Origin of the sequence: Methylobacterium sp. CB376 (assembly GCF_029714205.1) — a bacterium.
In the GTDB taxonomy this organism is placed as follows: domain Bacteria; phylum Pseudomonadota; class Alphaproteobacteria; order Rhizobiales; family Beijerinckiaceae; genus Methylobacterium.
This window is the reverse complement of the sequence record NZ_CP121648.1, coordinates 7006568-7024243: the sequence shown is the minus strand read 5'-3', so window position 1 is coordinate 7024243 and position 17676 is coordinate 7006568. Positions and strand designations below refer to the sequence as shown.

The 17676-nt window shown below is 61.4% G+C and carries 17 protein-coding genes, 1 tRNA gene and 1 pseudogene; 6 read left to right on the top strand and 13 right to left on the bottom strand.

What is annotated here, in order from left to right; translation table 11 throughout:
- Positions 1-141: 141 nt before the first annotated feature.
- The 4 genes from QA634_RS36020 (at position 142) to QA634_RS32380 (ending at position 3864) form a co-directional block, all read left to right on the top strand.
- On the top strand, positions 142-465 hold the full coding sequence (locus QA634_RS36020) for a PilZ domain-containing protein (protein ID WP_150108767.1): 324 nt from the start codon (positions 142-144) through the stop codon (positions 463-465).
- Between the two features lie 180 nt (positions 466-645).
- Entirely contained in the window at positions 646-777 is a 132-nt protein-coding gene (locus tag QA634_RS32390; protein WP_012336051.1) for a hypothetical protein, read from the top strand.
- A 196-nt stretch (positions 778-973) separates the two neighbouring features.
- Entirely contained in the window at positions 974-1975 is a 1002-nt protein-coding gene (locus tag QA634_RS32385; RefSeq protein ID WP_012336050.1) for a hypothetical protein, read from the top strand.
- Positions 1976-2620: 645 nt separating this feature from the next.
- Positions 2621-3864, top strand: a protein-coding gene (locus QA634_RS32380) for an IS3-like element ISMtsp5 family transposase (RefSeq protein WP_076612169.1) whose coding sequence is annotated in 2 segments (ribosomal slippage) — positions 2621-2945 and positions 2945-3864 — 1245 coding nt in all. Because the reading frame shifts where the segments join, the coding sequence is not laid out codon by codon here.
- A gap of 16 nt (positions 3865-3880) precedes the next feature.
- On the opposite strand, the gene QA634_RS32375 is transcribed toward QA634_RS32380, so the two are convergent.
- The 7 genes from QA634_RS32375 to QA634_RS32350 form a co-directional block, all read right to left on the bottom strand.
- The gene (locus QA634_RS32375; protein ID WP_043701816.1) at positions 3881-5521 is read right to left on the bottom strand and encodes a DEAD/DEAH box helicase family protein; all 1641 of its coding nucleotides are present in this window, start codon (positions 5519-5521) and stop codon (positions 3881-3883) included.
- Between the two features lie 115 nt (positions 5522-5636).
- Positions 5637-6305: a hypothetical protein gene (locus tag QA634_RS32370; protein WP_012336047.1), complete on the bottom strand. Its 669-nt coding sequence runs from the start codon at positions 6303-6305 to the stop codon at positions 5637-5639.
- Between the two features lie 84 nt (positions 6306-6389).
- Positions 6390-6836 carry a hypothetical protein gene (locus tag QA634_RS32365; protein WP_150108766.1) on the bottom strand — a complete coding sequence of 149 codons (447 nt, stop codon included), beginning with the start codon at positions 6834-6836 and terminating at the stop codon, positions 6390-6392.
- A 438-nt stretch (positions 6837-7274) separates the two neighbouring features.
- Complete coding sequence (locus tag QA634_RS32360) at positions 7275-7832, bottom strand: recombinase family protein (RefSeq protein ID WP_012336046.1); 558 nt, start codon at positions 7830-7832, stop codon at positions 7275-7277.
- An 800-nt stretch (positions 7833-8632) separates the two neighbouring features.
- The gene (locus tag QA634_RS32355) at positions 8633-8860 is read right to left on the bottom strand and encodes a hypothetical protein (RefSeq protein WP_150108765.1); all 228 of its coding nucleotides are present in this window, start codon (positions 8858-8860) and stop codon (positions 8633-8635) included.
- Between the two features lie 106 nt (positions 8861-8966).
- Positions 8967-9308, bottom strand: a complete 342-nt coding sequence (locus QA634_RS36015; protein ID WP_168169181.1) for a BRO-N domain-containing protein — start codon at positions 9306-9308, stop codon at positions 8967-8969.
- Positions 9309-9310: 2 nt separating this feature from the next.
- Positions 9311-9664 (bottom strand): BRO-N domain-containing protein, encoded by a 354-nt coding sequence (locus QA634_RS32350; RefSeq protein WP_043701813.1) that lies wholly within the window; start codon positions 9662-9664, stop codon positions 9311-9313.
- Positions 9665-10583: 919 nt separating this feature from the next.
- Here QA634_RS32350 and QA634_RS32345 point away from each other — a divergent pair.
- Positions 10584-11324, top strand: coding sequence for a Crp/Fnr family transcriptional regulator (locus tag QA634_RS32345; protein ID WP_012336045.1), 741 nt, complete (start codon positions 10584-10586; stop codon positions 11322-11324).
- 222 nt (positions 11325-11546) lie between these two features.
- On the opposite strand, the pseudogene QA634_RS32340 reads toward QA634_RS32345, so the two are convergent.
- The 5 genes and pseudogenes from QA634_RS32340 to QA634_RS32320 all read right to left on the bottom strand — a co-directional run.
- Positions 11547-11792, bottom strand: a pseudogene (locus QA634_RS32340) (Rha family transcriptional regulator); the annotation flags it as partial.
- An 86-nt stretch (positions 11793-11878) separates the two neighbouring features.
- A complete protein-coding gene (locus QA634_RS32335; protein ID WP_012336043.1) occupies positions 11879-12259 on the bottom strand; it encodes a response regulator in 381 nt (126 codons plus the stop codon).
- A gap of 893 nt (positions 12260-13152) precedes the next feature.
- Complete coding sequence (locus QA634_RS32330) at positions 13153-13470, bottom strand: septal ring lytic transglycosylase RlpA family protein (RefSeq protein WP_415926924.1); 318 nt, start codon at positions 13468-13470, stop codon at positions 13153-13155.
- 800 nt (positions 13471-14270) lie between these two features.
- A complete protein-coding gene (locus QA634_RS32325) occupies positions 14271-15971 on the bottom strand; it encodes a site-specific integrase (RefSeq protein WP_083784765.1) in 1701 nt (566 codons plus the stop codon).
- A 100-nt stretch (positions 15972-16071) separates the two neighbouring features.
- Positions 16072-16158: transfer RNA gene (locus tag QA634_RS32320), tRNA-Ser, on the bottom strand.
- 364 nt (positions 16159-16522) lie between these two features.
- Here QA634_RS32320 and QA634_RS32315 point away from each other — a divergent pair.
- Positions 16523-16936, top strand: a complete 414-nt coding sequence (locus QA634_RS32315) for a hypothetical protein (RefSeq protein WP_012336040.1) — start codon at positions 16523-16525, stop codon at positions 16934-16936.
- A 13-nt stretch (positions 16937-16949) separates the two neighbouring features.
- Here the strand turns inward: QA634_RS32315 and QA634_RS32310 are convergent, their stop codons facing one another.
- The gene (locus QA634_RS32310; protein ID WP_012336039.1) at positions 16950-17606 is read right to left on the bottom strand and encodes a TetR/AcrR family transcriptional regulator; all 657 of its coding nucleotides are present in this window, start codon (positions 17604-17606) and stop codon (positions 16950-16952) included.
- Between the last annotated feature and the right edge of the window lie 70 nt (positions 17607-17676).

Sequence of the window (17676 nt, the reverse complement as noted above, 5' to 3'; positions counted from 1 at the left end):
ATGCCTTCCTGGGCTATGCCGCCTGTCCGGTCAAAACGGGGTGCAGTTCACTAAGTGCTTGAAATCTCTTGCGTTGAGTTGGTTAAGATAGGTGCTCTAAGCTAGCCGTGATGGATTGAGAGTGCCGCCGGACATCACCTCATGCGCTCAATACCAAGACCACCACGCATTCGTGTGTGCCTCACTGGCCAAGCTGGCCTTAATGACGATGCGGAGGGGCAGGTGATATGCTTCTTGCTCAACCTGTCGGACGAGGGCGCCTGCTTATCATTCGCTGACAGTGTGGTTGTTCCAGCGTGCTTCAGCTTGGTTCTAGGGCCAGGAGGCGAGACTCACCGGGTCGAGGTGCGATGGCAAGAAGAGACGACGATAGGCGTCAGGTTCTCAGAGCCCCTTTCTAGAGAGATGAGAGAGTTTCTGACCTCTCACCTCAGATTTGCGCCAGACCACTGCAACACTTTGTGACGGAAATCTCACGGGCCGCACGTCAAGTTTCGCCGGCAGCGTAACCGTGGCGTGAGCTGTGCCTACTTCGCTGGCCGACGCGCCCCTACTATCCCCTCGCGCCACACCTCGTTAGGGTGAGCCGGATGAGCGTTCGCGTGGCCGCGATGGGCAGCGAGCGCGGCGTGTAGGAGGACAGGCATGCGTCTTGTTGGTTTCGGGCTGGCGTTCCTGCCGTTCCTCATCGTCCTGATCGTCAGCGCCATGATCGCCGCTGTAGCATTCCCCTTCCGGGCGCTCGCCGCCGTGGCGCGGAAGAGGGCTCAAGCGTAGCCGGTCCGAAGGCTTTGGGCCTCGTCTGTATAGGCTGACGGCACTCCGACCTTAATCGCCTAAGGGGGCCGGCTGACCGACCACATGGCAGCTCGCGACGCTGTCCCTGGATGTGGCCTCGCGGTCACAGGCACATTCCACCTCAGCATGTCAAACCAGGAAAGCTAGGCTTCAGCTCGTCGGACCCCACCGCATCATGACCATTCACGAGAGACGCGCACGCATTCTGTCGTCTTGGCGTGCGAGCGTGCTCTTAGCCTCACTCGGACTCTCTGCCCAGAACATCCAAGCTGCACCGGAAGCCAAACACGAGCCGAACCAGAGCCGCCCCAAAGAGGGTGCAAGTGGCGATGATCAGCAGTCGAGGAAGGACAAGAAGGACGACGTTGATACCGAGCATCTCTTCGGGTTTACGGAAGGGGCAGATGCGAGTGAGAAGGGTCACCAAGAGGTTATTGTTGATACCATCGGCCGGTTCAGCAAGCGCCGCGATGGACCGGGGTTTTCCACCTATCGCGTGTTCGATACCCGGATCGGATACCAGTTCAACCCTATCGATCAGTTAAGCATCGAGTTTTCTACTTTCGGCACATTCCATCACGCCCGGAACATTATTGATGTAGACAATAAATCTTTTGGCAACTTCGACGGCTTAGCAGTTGATGTTAAGTACCAGTTCCTAAAAGCAGACGACAAGCAGCCCCTCAACGCCGCCTTTGAGGTGCGTCCACGCTTTACGCGAGTTCTACCAATCGAGGGCCGAGGCGCAGACATCGTTGACGTCGAGACCCTGCTCCAGGTGGATATGCAGGTCGTCAAAGACAAGGTCTGGTACGCTACCAATATCAGTTTCGAGCCCACAGCCGGACGAGAGAGAGGGTCTAAAGCTGGTTATCGTTCGTCCACCTTCCTGTGGTCAAATGCTGTCGTTGCGCGCATTGCGGAGAAGACGTTCCTTGGCCCTGAAGTTCGCTATCTCCGGGGCTACGAAGGTACATTCCTGAACCGACTTGAGAGCGAGGCGCTGTTCATCGGTCCCGCTCTCCACCACCGCTTCACGGAGCACGCCTGGGTCACGGTGGCCTACGCAGGGCAGGTTTGGGGGCGGGACACCGACCCTTCTCTGGCCAACCGTGCGTTCGGCCTCAGTCAGTTCGAGCGTCACAATATGCGGGTTAAGCTCGGGCTGGAGTTCTAGATGCCCTTTGACGCCCTCGCCTGCTGGCGAAGAGAGCCATTAAGAGACAGTATTGTTACGTGATTGCCACCGGAGCGCCTCCCGCTAGCGACTTCGTCCACGCACTCGTTCAGTTTATCCGCCGCATGTCCATTCGTCCACGTCCAGCGCACCTCAGCGTGCCTGGAGGCGACCAGGTGTAGTCTACTACCGCGCCCAAAGGGTCCTTATCCTCCTTAATAGGGCGCGGCGTCTCAAGTTGAGCGTGCGGCTCTGGGTGCCCCCTATGCAGCCAGACTGAGGTCCGCCTGCTGGTTCATAGTTACACGGAGGAACTTGCTCGGGTTTCCTCGTCCACGACCGCGAACGAAGGTCCACCCTCCCTGTGCCATGACCGCCTGGACCAGTTTGTGACCTATGATGCGGTCGGTGTGCCTCTGGAGACTAACCCCCGTCTCCTCCTGCACGTCCAGACTGGTGATGCAGTTCTGGTCAGTGGTGGCCAGGAGCGCCGCTACAGCCTTCGCACCGCCCTTTGCCAACTCGGCTTTCCTAACAGCCTCGCTCCTCGTGAAGTTGGCCCCTGGGAAGAGATGGTCCTCCTCCGCCCCACGGTTGCTTGAGACACCCCGTTAGCGGACGGTCTCCGCGACAGGGGTGAGGACGATGACCACATACACGAGGGCGGGTGCCGATGCGGTCGGTCCCGGCCGGGGCGGGAGGATGTCCCGGCAGCGCAAGCGGGATGCCGTACTGCGACTGCTGCGCGGTGAGGACCTGGAGACTATCTCGCGCAGCCTGGGCGTGACCGCCGCGACCCTGTCGGGCTGGCGCGACGCCTTCCTGGCAGCGGGTGAGGCGAGCCTGTCCACCCGGCCCACCGATGCGGAAGCGCTGGAGAGCGGGCGGCTGAAGGCCAGGCTCGGCGAGATGTTGCTGGAGCGCGAGTTGCTGGAGGCCAAGATCACGGCTCTGGAGGCGCGCGGCCCCGGCCCTTTGGCCCGCAGGAGGTCGCGGCCATGAGCCAGGTCCTCTCCCCCGTCAGTGGCAAAGCTTACGGGCTGGCCCGCGTCTGCCGGATCTGGGGCCTGTCGCGCGCCACCGTCCACCGGCATCTCTCACCCGCGCGGCCGGAGCCGGCGCGGCGTCCCGGCCCGGTTGGGCCGATGCCGGATGCGGCGCTGCTCGACGAGATCCGCGCCACCCTCACCGGCAGCCCCTTTCACGGCGAGGGTCACCGCAAGGTCTGGGCGCGCCTGCGCCACAAGGGCGTGCGCACCTCCAAGCGCCGCGTGCTGCGCCTGATGCGCGACCATGATCTGCTCGCCCCCTCGCGCGTCGGCGCGCCGCGCGGCCCACGCACGCACGACGGCACCATCATCCCGGAGGCAGTGGACACGATGTGGGGCACCGACCTGACCACCACCTGGACCGGCGAGGGCCAAGTCGCGGTGTTCGTGGCCGTCGACCACTGCTCGGCCGAGTGCGTGGGCGTTCATGCGGCGCGGCGGGCCACGCGCTTCGAGGCGCTGGAGCCGATCCGCCAGGGTGTGCGGCAGCGCTTCGGCAGCTTCGCGGCCAAGAGTGCTTCCGGCCTGAGTGTCCGGCACGACCATGGCAGCCAGTACATGTCCGACGCCTTCCAGGCGGAACTGGCGTTCCTGGGCATCGCGAGTTCGCCCGCCTTCGTGCGGGCGCCGGAGGGCAACGGCTGCGCCGAGCGTTTCATCCGCACGCTCAAGGAGAACCTGCTGTGGGTGGACAGTTTCGACACGGTCGAAGACCTCCGCCGCGCCCTGCTGGCGTTCCGCGAGATCTACAACGAGACGTGGCTGATCGAGCGGCACGGGTTCCGCCCACCGGCAGCCATTCGTGCCGCACAGCTTTCACCCGCGGCTCTGGCCGCGTAGGCTGGAAATCGGTGTCTCACAAACTGCGGGCGGTACAGTCCTTGTGCAGGAGGAAGCGGGAGAACTCTGAGGTTACGAACAGCTTCTGCAGACCGCAGACCCCTTGGCTCGTGATGTTCCGGGCGTTACCCCGCATTGCGAGTTGCTTCTCCCAGCGGAGCAGGTGGCCCTGTTGAAGGGTTAGGAACACTGCATCCCTGCTGTTGGGGTTCTCCATCCTCGATAACCGAGAGCAACTACCTGCCGGGACGTTCAGGAGACCGAGAGCTGCTCCTACGGTGGCCCGCTTGGGCAGATGGAACTCCCCAAACAGGAACACGCTTGTGGCATCCTTCCAGCGGTTCGACCCTATCCCCGTGCCCCAGTTGATGAAGGCGACCTTTCGGCCATCCAGCTCGTAGGCGTCCTCATTGAAGCTCGTCTTCCCGTTCGGAAGGTAAGCATGGTCCAGCATCGCCTTGTGGGCGACCACCAGCACCTTCTCTCCAGGCTCCGTGTGCTCACGGATGGTTCCCATAATCCATCGGGCATACGGCTCTGCTCGCTGGCACGTCTTCACAATCTGCGAGACCCGCTCGCGAGGACCGATGACGTCAACTGGTGGCACGAGGTGCGAGACGGTCAGGTTCTCGAACGACAGACGCGGGGACGGCATCATCACGCGCTGAGTGGGAACGAGCTGTGCCACTCCGTCGATGTCGCTAGTGGCGTCCAGCAGCACCGTTCCGGGGCGAACAGGCATGTCGGGCTTGTAGCCGACGAAGCGGCCACCCTGGCTGGCCCCATCATAGCGGCTCATGAAGGCGTAGCCGTTCGCGAGTGCCTGAGCGAAGCCGATAACACTCGCCACCCGCAGGTCGGGTGCCTCACGACCCCCGTGCTCCTCGCGAAGGCGGTCGGCTTCAAGTGACGCGAACCATGCGAGGTCCGACAGATGGAGCGGACGGTAGGTCCTCGGCCCAGGCCGATCCTGTGACCACACACCATCGAGGAATTCTTGCAAAGCCGAGCAAGCCTGGACCGCTGCCGGGATGCTGGTCGTCGCCTGTGCCCAATCCCGGACCTTCACGACATCCCCAACGTCGATGTCAAAGATGGCGACCTCGGTCGGCTTCTCGTCGATGATGGTGAGCGTCCTTTCCTCGGCCTGGTACCTCCGGGCCAGGGAGCCACGAGGCCCCTTGTAGAAGGCGTGAGTGACAACGATGACCCGGCGGTCAGAGAGGTCGGTTGTTCGGAACCGAGCCGCAGGGGTGAATTGATGCGTTCGTTCGATGGTGTCCAGGGGCTTGGCCAAATCGTGGGCACTGGTCCAGATGGCCAAATCATCGCTGCTCACCAGCTTTAGCAGCTCGTTGTACGTGTCCTCGCACTGATGGATGGTCTCGCACAGGAACACTGCTGAGGAGCCAGGTACGGCCTCAATGAGAGCCGCAACGAACGCCCAGGCATAGGACGACTTCCCAGAGCCCGTAGGGGCGGAGACTACCCGGTATTGCTCCCGCTGATGGTCTCGGTCATCGCAGGCAGCGAGACCGGCATCGAGGATGGACTGAGCTACGGATTGGCTGAAGGCGGAAATTGACCGCCCACGCTCATGGGCCTGCTTCTCGACGAAGCCCCAGAAGGTGGGCACGAGGTTTGTGACTTCTATCATGATGGTCCTTGGTCATGTCAGATTGCCCACATAAAAAACCCCCCACGACACGGAATTACTATTGCGTTGCGGGGGACTTTCGGGCTGTTTTGATTGGTGTCGGAGTTTGGGGGTGTCAGACGAGAGCGGACATCGCTTCGTGCATGTCGTTCACACGCCGTTGGCGTTCGTCCTCCTCATCTCGTTCAAGCTTCGCGAGGTAGGCTCCCACACCACCAAGAGCCTTCATCACCCACCGTGCGAACACCTCGGCAGCTCTCGGTGACAGCTCGTGGTAAGCCCGCTTGGTCCTGCCGGTACTCGGGTCTACCCACGTCCCGGCATTCGTCTCGGTGAGCCCACGAAGGCGCCTGACAAGCTGGAAGCGGAAGGCTCCGTCGGACCGGAAGCGACGAGGCTGATGGTCCTCTAAGAGGAACATCGCGAAGACGGTCTCGATGACCTCCCTCGACTCCACGTGGGCGAAGAGCTTCACCACCTCGTCAGCCGCGATGCGCTCGTGTCGGTAAGTCGGTTGACCGCCTCGGTAGGTGGTGACGATCCCCTTGGCGTGGCTGACGAGTTCGTTCCAGAGGTCCTCACAGTGCGCCCAGAGTGGGTTGTCGGAGTTCTTCTTGATGCGCTTACGGACGCGCTTGAGGTATGGATTGAGGTCTGCCTTCGTGATCGCTCGTTGTTCAGGGTGTCCGTGTCGTCGGTACCTGGATTTGTGGGTAGTACAGTAGACCCCATAACGGGTCGTTCGCGCGCCACATCCAGGCGCACGGCAATCACGCCTGCTCAATTTGTGGACCTCCTATCCCAATAATGCTGACTTATGGAGCCGCCAATCAGACCACTGGCGGCTCGCATATATGTAGCTGAATGTTTAGAACGTGCCTTGCTCTACTTTATCAGCACCTTGCAGAAGAGACGCAGCCTGTTTCCGCATGCGTCTTGCAATTTCCGCCCTCTCTGCGGCATCGAAGCTACTTGGTAGTAACCTTCGTTTCAACTGCGTGGTGCGGTGCGCGATGTAAATAGGATCGAGGTTATCCGGCCACTTGTACGGAAACCGAGGCATTTCATCAAGTCGCACGTTTACAAATTCTGGATCGCGCTCCAGGCAAGCTCGTATACCCTCGATTTCAAGGAATCTCCTGACCATGTCATCGGTTTCACGCACGCCTATGAGCTCAGCGAGAGGTTGTGCGAATGCACTGTTGAGTGATTGATACCAGTATAAAAATCGCTCGAGCTCCTCTTTCTCAAGTCGGTGGAGGTCGCCTCCTCCGAACTCAAAACCGAAATCGAAGTCGAATTCTATGTTTTCCATCTTCTGATTGCCTTTCTACCGTTTTAAGCGAGATTTTTATCGGCCAACTGACGTCAACGTGCAAATGCAAATGTTGATCATGACGTATGAAATGAGGGCTGTACCTCTGCATCGGAATATGTCATCAAATCGGATTAGGGGCTCAATATCCTTCCACCCCTGGAAGTAACTTACGGTATGTGCGAACAATCGAATGTAAGCAAATCAAGCATTGAAAAAAAACGGATTAATTACTATTGAGTGAGCGCCGATTGTGAGACGTTAATCAGCAAAACCAACGCTTATCCTGATTCTGCACCTGAAGTTAGCCGGAAAGTTGGCCTTGTGTGTCGTGGACAGGCGCGCCGAAGTCGCGTCCATTCCCCGTCTTACAGACGTGAGGATGCCACATTCCGAAAGAGCGGCAGTCACAGACACTCTCGGCTTCGATAATACATTTCACGCAGGTTTCGGGTTCAACGCCCGGTGCACCGACATGCGGCTGATGCCGAGTTCCTTGGCGATGGCAGACGGACCCATTCCGGTGGCGTGAAGCTCTCTGACCTTCTCAGCAGGCACCGATGCAGGGCGCCCCTTGCCGGCATAGACCCCAGCAGCCTTGGCCTTGGCAATGCCCTCAAGCTGCCGTTCACGGCGAAGGTTCGTCTCGAACTCGGCAAAAACCCCGAGCATCTGGAGGAAGCAGCGTCCCGCAGCCGTGGACGTGTCGATGGGCTGCTCAGTGGCCTTCAACGCCACGCCCTTGGCCTCAAGCTGGCGGACGATGGCTGCGAGGTCAGCAATGGACCGTGCCAGCCGGTCGATGCGGGTGACCACGATGGCGTCCCCTTTCCGGGCGAAGTCCATCAGGGTCTGAAGCTCGGCCCTGCCTTCGGTGCTGGCGCCTGACCGCTTCTCAGAGCGGATGACCTCACACCCTGCGGCCCTCAAGGCGCCCTCCTGGAGACTGAGGTCCTGGTCGGTGGTGCTGACACGCGCGTAACCGTAGACGGCCATTGGACTGTACTCTGTCGCATAACGGTCTAGACCATGCGACAGTGTTGTACCAAAACCTGGAAGTCAACCCTTATATGACGCAATCGGGTGTAACAGAGCGTTGTACCTCAGCGGTATACCGTTCTGGTACGACGAAGAAGGTAGAGGCAGAGAGTTGAACCCTCACTCCACTCGTGGCTCGGTCCTTCGCCACCAGTCCTCCAGACTCCATGGCTTCGAGGAAAGGAGGCGGAACAGGCTGGCGTTCATTTCGCCTATGGCCGTGTTGCGCCTAGCCTGCTCGCAGAGCCTGCGGGCGTCTTCGACGGCACGTTCAGCACGTTCGATGAGCGGGTCGTGGGAGGCGATGTAGTCATTAGCCACCTGCTTTCTCCCTGGGTTGGGCAATGACAACGTGGTTCGGGCGACTACCAATCCGGCGAGGCTACCCTCCCCTCTAGCAACATCGACAGCCCCCTAGAGGGGGGAGCCGTTGAAACCTCAGCCTGTCGATGGCCGTTCAGGTACGTGTCACAAACATTCAGACCCTCTCCCGTCCTCCAGATGGGCACCTGAACGGCGCCTTGAGGCTTGTTCTTAGGACAAGAACTAATCCCCTTTGGTAGTCTATTCCTAATAGGACGCCTACTTCAGTCCACTCGCAGGAGCTCTATCGACTTCGCCCCATCGATGTGAAGATGCAGGGTAGTGGCCCAGGACGGCCATTCTTGATTTCAGGTAGGTAGGTAGCCTGGACCCTCTAAACGGCCGTCTAAGGTCAACCCCAGCGGCTTAGAGAGGGCATCTAGTGCCAGGAGTGCCTATCCTTCCCCCATTAGGTGCTCTGTTATGGCTTTCATCAGGTCAGATGACTTTATCTCTTCGATCAATCGTCTGAGTTCAGCCAGTTCGTCGGGAGACGATGAGAGTGACATATTGTCAGCTATGTGGGCTATAACCTCAGCCCGAGCTATCTCTCTGTTGATAGCTGCCTTGACCTCAGCATCTACGGGTCCTTCCTCGTGCAGAATATCCCAGTAGATTGCCATCAAGTCTATCAGGCGTTTTGAGAGAATTTTGAGCTTGTCTGGGCTGAGCTGCATTTTGATAATTGATATGTTGGTTGAAGACTCTGCCTAGGTCAGCAATACGCACCTACCTTGTATATGGCAGGCATCTACTCTGGTTCAACAACAGAATTAACAGTAAGTTACGGTCAAGCTTGTAGAGAGAGACTGTCCAGCCACAGCCCGAACACCCTAGCCTGTCTGTGCCGGGAAGCCTCCAGCATGGCCTTGTGGTGGAGGTACCCCTCGAAGTTGGAGGGGGGACGCGCCTCTCATGGCTGTCCACAAACCGGAGCATGTTGTCTGGCCGGGAGAGCCCGAGTATCGCGCACACATCAGCCGCAGCGAACCAGGGCTGGCCTTCGATGGTCACGCACCGGAGGTCCAAGCCGGCGAACTTGAAGGTGTTGGTGGTGTTGGTGGTGGTCATTGTCAGCCTGGGAGACCGTCCAGCCATCGTTTGAACTGACGCGCTTGCGGTTTCCGGGCGGTGCTTAGCAGACTGCTCAGGGCTTCCCTGGCAATGAGGGCCATCATCTGCGGCCCCTGCTTGGTTTGAACGAGCGTGTAGGCCCAATCGTCAGGGTCCAACGTCGTCCAGCGGTACATCTTCAGGGTGTTGCTCTGCCACCCGATAGCCCGGCTTGCGTCCTTCACCAGGAGCCAGAGCCTCCCTTCGGAGAGCATCATTCGGACGGCAAACCGTCTCCTCTGCCCGCTGTGGCGGGCCTCGAACCTAAGACTGAGGACCCTGAGGGCCGCTGCGTTGCTTCCCTCGGTAGCCATCCTTCTCTCGTAAGGTACTAACCGTGATGCGAATGGGCCGTGCGGCCACTAGTCAGGACATAAGGTTCTTCACAGGAACCTGCGATGTGTGCGGTGTCACGATCCGCTCCGTCGCAACCGGTGGGTTTTGCGTCTTCCAGGTCGAGCGACTTCATTGGCAGAGAGCGTGTCCCAACGCCGCGCTGAAACGGGAGCCCGGGAACTGTGCTGGCGTTCGAGAGGTGCTGTGGTCTGAGATGAAGAAGCACGAGCCTGTCATTTCGTAGGCCACAGCCTCAACTGCGACCTTGCCTTCCGGCAGCCTTCACCATAGTGCCGCTGGCATCGACACTTCAGGCACCGACCCCCTCCGTAACCGCTCCAGTGCAGCCTCAAGGGGGCTGTCTGCTCCCACCGGCAGCTTCTCACTCATATGCATACCGCTTCCGCCCGAGCTTTGCTTATGGGCGACTTGAGGTGCTGGCGTGGGCCTGGAGGGCGCAGGGACGGCCATGGGGGGAACTTGGGGGCGACCGCTCTGTCGATGGACCTCCAGGTACGTGCTGCAAACATTCAGACCCTCTGCCATGGCGCTTCCCATTGTGAGCCCGCTATGGCGCATCAAGCTGCCCATCAGTGGTGTCCGTGCGGTGACATGCGAGCGTGCTCACACCGGGTCGTGCGGGGCACGGGTAGAGGCGGAAGCACCTCAGTCCGTCGATGCCCTCTCACGCGTCTGCCACGAACATTTGAGTCCCTTGCTGGCGGGTTGCACTTACGACCTAGCGCACCACCTTCGCAGCGTCACCTGAGAGTGTGTCGTAGAGAGGCCGCAATTGCTTGTACAATCGCTTGCCACAGGTCCCGCTGACATAGGCCAATGCGCCTAATCTTCGTCCGAAGCCTATTGAAGATTATATTCCTAGAGGAGGCCCATTCGATGAGCCCGCTCACCCGAAAGCTTGAGCACTTTGTCCGGCTCTCGGCGAGCGATAGAGCAGCCCTTGAGCTACTCACCGCATCTCCCCGGCGAACCTACGCTCCTCGCGAAAACATCATCTGTGAAGGCGAGTCGCCGAGGGTACTACGGTTGGCGCTGTCGGGTTGGGCCTGCCGCTACAAGACACTAGAGGACGGCCGGCGCGCAATCGTAGGATTGCTCCTCCCCGGCGACCTCTGCGACCTCAATGTATTCATCCTGCGCAAGATGGACCACTCCCTCGCAGCACTCACCCCAGTATCCCTGGCGGAGATTTCCTCGAACACGTTCAACGCATTGACGCTCGCTCACCCGCGCGTGCTCCAGGCGCTCTGGTGGGAGACACTGGTTCGGGAGTCGATCCAGCGCCAATGGACAGCCAACCTAAGCCAGCGGGACGCGTCAGAGCGCGTGGCGTCCCTGCTGTGTGAGGTGTTCACTCGCTTGCACTGCGTTGGCCTCACTGATGGGCCTTCGTGCGACCTGGCACTCACCCAGGCTGAGTTGGGTGAGGCAACCGGCCTCTCAACCGTTCACGTCAACCGCACTGTGCAGGAGCTCCGCGCTAGAGGGCTCATCATCCTGAGAGGTAAGAGTCTGACTATCCCGGATTTCGAGGCACTTAGGGATGCGGCACTGTTCAGCGCCGACTATCTCCATCTCGACCACGAGGGTGCGCACCTCGACGGCGCTGAAGGATGAGCTGAAGTGTCAATGGATGGGCGCGAGGTGCTACTCACGGATGAGAGCTTCCGTCTCGTACTTCAGCGGCTTGCGCCATTCGAGCGCCGCATACAGCGTCCACCTCAGCGAACGGCTCGGTGACTCTCAGGCGCTCATAGGCCACTTGCTTGGCCTCATACTCCTCATCCCGCGCGCGCCGCAGCAGCGGGGTTGCCGAAGTCAGGGATGGGACCGGGTCTGCTGAGCCTCAAGCTCCTGCCAGCGGTCCACGATGCGGGCCCTGAGGGGCACGCTGTAGCCCGGGACCAGGATGAGGCACTCGCGCCTGGGGAGTTGATGGCAGGGGCGGCTCTCACCCTTCGCATCCCGGTAGACGCCCCCAAAGTTGGGGCCGTTGATGCCAAGCTCCACCAGCATCACGCGAATGTCGCGCATCGCATGGTCGTGGCACTTCCCGGTGAGGTCCGCGATTTCCAGGCTGCTCATGGTGGGCTCAGTGCACGGCTAAGTAGGCTGCGCACCGGACGACAGCAGTGAAACTCGGTCATGGCGACATACGGCCGAGCAGACAGCTATGTGGAGCGTGTCTTAGGGCACAAGCCCACGATGTCAGTGACGAGGTCTTCTAGACCATAGGGCTTTTCCCATCGCTTCACGTCTGCGAAACGATCAGGTATTACGCATGCGTCGTATCCTGTAGCGAAGACAAACGGTATGCCCCGCCGTTTCAGTTCGTCTGCAACAGAAAACGACATCTCATCACGCAGATTTATGTCCAAGACTACTACCTCAAACTCGCCCCCCCTAACCTGATTCATGGCTTGGTCTACTTGGGGAATGGGTCCGATGACGGTCGCTCCCGCCGCCGTCAGAGACTTTTTCAGGTCATCCCCGATGAAGTACTCGTCCTCAACAACGAGCACGCGGCATCCCGCAAGGGGTTGGCTGGTCAAGATGGTGCCTCCCTACCTTCTGCGAGCACCCTCGCACCGACGAGCATGGGCGCGCAATTCCTGACATCGTCTGGCAAGGTCGCCCGAGATGGGCAATAATACCAGGAGCAACCATGGGGGCTTCCCGATGAACCCCGACGTGTCATCCGAACCCACCAACCCCTCGGTACCGGTGAAGCCGCTAAGCCCTGAGCAGACGCGGGAGCTCATTGATGCCACGCACAAGTCCGCAGAGGACGGCGAGGAGCACGTTAGGAAATCTCGGGCGGCCATCGCTCAATCGGCTGAGGTGCTGAAGCGTTCTCGGATGTGATGGCATGGCCAAGCTGATGGCACGCACAAGGTTCGGCCCCATCCGCGTCAGCTTCACCTTTTAGGCTCGGTTCCAGTAGGCGTGCATGACGGACCGATAATCGTCCACAGTGAGGGAAGGTCAGTTCACCCTTCATGGGTGCGTTCTAGGCCGAGAGGTGTTCCACCTTGGCCTGAAGAAGGGTGACGGCCTTGAGGCCACACCTCCTGCAATCGAGCCAGATACCGCTTGCCTCGGTCTGGCGGGCTTGTTGGACTGTTATCCGAGTTCGATTATCCATCAGCTCTATGTGTGCACCATTGGGACGCAACGCGCTGGGGCACAGCTGGTTCGGGTGTACAACTGATCTGGATGGTACAGCGGAGCGCCCGGTGAGGGCTGGACACCTTCGCCAGGCATTCATGCGTCTGCGTTGAGCCAAATCAATCCGTGGATGCCCTCGCACGCGTCCGCCACGAACATTGAGTCCCTTGCTGCCCTGCCGTGGCTACCGAGTGAAGGAAAGGGCCAGCCTCCCTACCGCATGTTCAGAAACGGGCTACGCCATGCGATGCTCCTGCCCACCGTGATGTCACCGCACTCATTGCGCCCTGTAAAGTGCAACAGAGGAGACACCCTCTATTCCTAGCTTGCGAGCACTGCCGCGAGACAGGTCAATGACATAGTTGTTTTTACCTTGTGTGCTCCTATTGGTTCTGTCATTGATACGCACGACCACAGACCGGCCATTCCCTCGGTTGACCACGCGAACTCGTGTGCCCAGTGGTAGGCTGTTGTGCGCGGCTGTGAGGCCGTTTGGGTTGTAGATTTCACCGCTCGCGGTTCGGCCCGAATGTTGATACCAGACGGCCCGCCCACTGCTAATCTGAGCCGATTGACGAAAAGAACGCGAGGGAATGCGTTTGCTTTGAGGCGCCGACTCCTTTGTTTCAACTAACTTTGTCCCTCTTTTCTGCCTTTGAGCTATAACTCGGCATGAGCAGAGCATCTTCACACGTTGGCCACTACGCCAAACAGTACGAGCGGAATGCTTTCTCTTCGCAGGGATGGCCGCTGTCGTAATGCGCTCAGGAGATGCGGAGGGCGCCGTGGCGGCTTCGCGCGGAGTGCTTTCTTCGCCTGAAACGGCCGGGTGCGGCATCTGTGATGACACGTCGGGATGAGTGAAGACCGGCTTTGCTCGCTCTGGTTTAGTGAAGCGGTTGTCAAAGCTGTATCCTGAAGTGTCCTGCGCGCGCGCTGCCCAGTGGCCATTGCTGACCAGGCAAATCATAACTGCAAAGGTTGCAGTCCCTACGAGGCTGCTGCGCCTTCTTGTACTTTCCTGTGGCATGCGCTCCACTCCCTTAGTCTGGATCGCTTTTGCGAACTAAGACCCTGTGGAGCATTCGGTTCCGCTTGGCCTCCTGATGCGCTCGCGTCCTATTTGCTCGTGACCAAACTAGGGAAAAACGACGAGGTTCGATTGGAGCTGATGAAAGGTCTGACTGTTGTGAACCGACCCTGCATGGTGTCCTCATGCCAGCCGGCAGCGCCGCAGGCGTCCTGCTCAACGAACCAGAGGCGCCCCTACGCTGGTACTGCGCGGACCCTGTAGGACTTTCTGAGCCCCTGATGCCAGGGGCTGAACTTGGACGTAAGCACCCGAGCGGGCGCGTCCTCGCACCCGTTGCGGGGCATGTTGTCTCCTTGCTGTCTTCACCCGGTATGAAGGTGGGTGAGCGCAAGCCCTGAATAGCGAACCTTCTCAATCTCTTTATAGAGAGTCGCTGCCTTCAATCCCTTACCATAGATGGCCTCCTCACCTTCGCTGTCTCGTCTCCATCCACCAAGAGCCCTCACCCGCTCAAGGCTGATCTCAGCCTCTCGGAGAGCATCACGGTAGTTGTGCCTGAAACTGTGGAATGACACCCCCGTCCCGGACATGTCGAGCTTGCCCAGGAAGCGGCGCTTGTCGTTGAACCACTTCGAGAAGGTGCCGGACAGATACCCCATCGAGTCGGGTTTGATCTCTGGGAACAGGCGCTTCTCCCCCCTGCCCCGCATGGCCTCTACGAACTTGAGAAAGCCGATACGCTGAAGTTCAGGGTGAACCGGGACGAACCGCCTGCCTGCCTCCGTCTTCACACGCTTCTTGTCAGCCTCGTCGCCCCCTGGCTCCTCGTCGTCGTTGATGAGGATGACGGGCACCCCTTCGTACTCAGCCACATCCTCAACTCGTAGCTGACAGCATTCACCCAGCCTCATGCCCGTCCAGAGGGAGAGCAGGGGGACCCAGAAGCGCCCGCGACGCGGCACGTTCGGTCCAGGCTTCGCGTAGCCTTCCTCATCATCCTGACATCCCGTGTAGAGCGGGGCCGTGAATATTGCCTGAAGCTGCGCGATGCTGAAGGGTTGGCGAAGGTCGCGTTCGTCGCGGTCATCAGGAAGCGCGAGCCCCTGAGCTGGGTTCCGGGTCACACGCCATGTGTTCACGCCCCACTTGAACAGGGCCGATAGGTTGTGGAGGTAGTTGTTGACCGCAGACACCCCAAGCCGCTCAAGCTTCTCGGCATCAGCCAGCTTAGCTGCATCCTCAAGGGATAGGTCAGGGAACCGCTGAGAAGCGTTCTTCGGGAGCCTTATGATGACACTGCGGATGCGCTCGCAGTCCACGCGATGGATGCTGTCCACCGGGGTGTCAGGTCCAAGCAACTCCCTCATTGCCCGGAAGACCGTCTGGTAGGTCTTGAGCGTGCCAGGAGTGCGCTTCCTCGTGGGATCGTTTAGGTACGCCGTAATGAGGTCTTCAACGGTGCAGGAACGGGGCGTAGAGGCTGCCTTGGGCGGTACTGGTGTTTCGACCACCTCCCCCTTGTTCCGGGCAAGCAGGGCGTCAGCCCAACGCTTTTGAGCCTTCAGCATCGCGAACCCCAGCCTCCGCCAGGACTCCGAGCCTTCCCGCGATGACAAGCCGTTCTCGCGAAGGACCCCCTCCACCTCCATCCAGATTGTTTCCATACTGCCCCTTGCAAGCTCGGCTGCAGCAGCAGGACCCACGTACTCTGCGGCCTTGAGTGCGCGCTGGTAAGCCACCTCCGTCAGGCCGGCTTCGCGCTTTCTCTCGTCATCACTGAGCAGCTTCGACAGCCAAGCCGCGGCCAGACGCTCCGCTTCAGCTAGAGAGATGTCGTCCTGAGCCCCAGACAGACGGCGGCGTGCCGTGTGTAGCTCCCGGTCGAACTCCACCGACTTCAGTCGGGCACGTCGAACGGCCTCAGCCCTGTCTGCTGTGCCGAGGGCGATCCACTTCTGCCCACTACGACCACCAGGGATGGCCTCTCGCAACTCGGGAGGGACGTACCCGCGGAACGCGTAGGTGCCGTTCTTGCGGCGAACAAGGCGGGTTTCAAGGCCCATCGCGAGGGGTGACCTGTAGCAACAACCTGTAGCACAGGTGCTACCTAACCCCTTGTTTGTCAACGCTTCTAGCTGGTCCAGCCACTTAGCAGAGGGCCGGCGGAAGGGGTGGGATTCGAACCCACGGTGGAGTCACCCCCACGGCGGTTTTCAAGACCGCTGCCTTAAACCACTCGGCCACCCTTCCCGGTCTGGGCCGGAGCCGACCTGCGGCGCCCCGGGGCCGGAGCGCGACGGCGCCCAGCCTGTCTAGGGCCTCCCGGAGCGGGGCGTCAACTCGCGCCGCGGTGCCGCGCCGGCGCGCTCACGGTCCGCCCTGCGACAGGCTCGCCGAGACGACGACCAGGCCGACCGCCACGACACTCAACGCGAACATCGCCATGCCGAACCGAGTCCTCGCACCCGTCCCCCGGAGACGGCCGGCCGTCTAGGCGCGCCGCGCGACAGCCGCGTGACACCTCGCGCAACGCCTCGCGCAACACTTCGCGCACGGGCCCGGTCGCGCGCGCTCACCCCTTTCGGAACGAACCACGAACACCTATATCAAGACCATGTTGGACAACACCTTTTTTGCTCAGCTGGACGCCCCGGCCGGGGCCCCGCCGGACGCGGCGCCGCCGGCGCCGGAGCGCCGGGACGGCGCCTGGCGGGTCCTGCCGATCGAGGGCCGGTTCGAACTCGTCTACGAGGACGGCAACGGCGCCTGGACGGTCCGCCACCTCGCCGCGCACGAACTCAAGGTCGGCCCGGGCAAGGTCCTGGTCGGCGGCACCGACCGCGACCGCGACGCCTATCGGGGCTTCCGGGCCGACCGCATCCACCGCCTCACCGACCGCGACACCGGCGAGCGCGTCGAGCGCAACATCCTCGACTGGCTGATGCGCCGGGCCGAGGCGGCCCGCCGCAGCCGCGCCGCGGCCCTGCGCCGGGAGCAGCGGCGGGGCGCGGCACGCGGACCGGCCTGAGCGGCGCCGCCGCTCAGCCGGCGCCGGACTCCCCGGCGCGCGCCGGCATCGCCCAGTCGAGGAACGCCTCCACGACGGCGCCCGCGTCGAGGGGCTCCTCGGCGCCGTAGAGGCCGTTCCAGACCGTCGCCAGCACGCCCGGCGCGGCGAGCAGCAGCGGGAAGCGCACGAGCGCGTCCGAGGTCAGCTCGCCCCGCGCCAGGGCTTCGGCGGCGAAGCGCCGGACCGCGCCCGTCACCGGGCCGATCACCACGCGCCGGTAGGCCGCCGCCACCGCCGGGAAGCGCCCGCCCTCGGCGATCACCAGCCGCACCACCGCCGCGCGGCGCGTCGCCTCAAGGTCCCGGAAGGCCGGCACCGCGACCCGCCGCAGGAAGTCGCGCAGGCTCTCGCCGGGGCCGGGCCCCTGCCCGCTCAGGCTCGCCACGAGGTCGGCCATCACCTCCCGCAGCACGCCCTCGAACAGGGCCTCCTTGTCCCGGAAGTACAGGTAGAGCGTCCCCTTGGCGACGCCGGCGCGCGCGGCGACGTCGATCATCCGGGTGCCCGAGAAGCCCCGCTCCAGGAACACGCCGAGCGCCGCCCCGACGATCGCCGCCCGCGTGCGGGCGGTCTTCTCCGGGCTCGGGCCGCGCCGGCCCGCTTCCGCTCCCCTCGCCGCCTCAGCCACGCCGCCCCCGCGCCTCCCGCGCCGATTGCAAAAATGACCCGCCGGTCATAGGATGCCCGCAGGAGGATGC

Coding starts and splice junctions, on each gene's coding strand:
- QA634_RS32350 (WP_043701813.1), bottom strand. CDS start 9,664: ATGGCTACCGAGGGAAGCAACGCAGCGGCCCTCAGGGTCCTCAGTCTT.
- QA634_RS32390 (WP_012336051.1), top strand. CDS start 646: ATGCGTCTTGTTGGTTTCGGGCTGGCGTTCCTGCCGTTCCTCATCGTC.
- QA634_RS32385 (WP_012336050.1), top strand. CDS start 974: ATGACCATTCACGAGAGACGCGCACGCATTCTGTCGTCTTGGCGTGCG.
- QA634_RS32345 (WP_012336045.1), top strand. CDS start 10,584: ATGAGCCCGCTCACCCGAAAGCTTGAGCACTTTGTCCGGCTCTCGGCG.
- QA634_RS36015 (WP_168169181.1), bottom strand. CDS start 9,308: ATGACCACCACCAACACCACCAACACCTTCAAGTTCGCCGGCTTGGAC.
- QA634_RS32375 (WP_043701816.1), bottom strand. CDS start 5,521: ATGATAGAAGTCACAAACCTCGTGCCCACCTTCTGGGGCTTCGTCGAG.
- QA634_RS32365 (WP_150108766.1), bottom strand. CDS start 6,836: ATGGAAAACATAGAATTCGACTTCGATTTCGGTTTTGAGTTCGGAGGA.
- QA634_RS32360 (WP_012336046.1), bottom strand. CDS start 7,832: ATGGCCGTCTACGGTTACGCGCGTGTCAGCACCACCGACCAGGACCTC.
- QA634_RS32315 (WP_012336040.1), top strand. CDS start 16,523: ATGTTGGACAACACCTTTTTTGCTCAGCTGGACGCCCCGGCCGGGGCC.
- QA634_RS32355 (WP_150108765.1), bottom strand. CDS start 8,860: ATGGCAATCTACTGGGATATTCTGCACGAGGAAGGACCCGTAGATGCT.
- QA634_RS36020 (WP_150108767.1), top strand. CDS start 142: ATGCGCTCAATACCAAGACCACCACGCATTCGTGTGTGCCTCACTGGC.
- QA634_RS32325 (WP_083784765.1), bottom strand. CDS start 15,971: ATGGGCCTTGAAACCCGCCTTGTTCGCCGCAAGAACGGCACCTACGCG.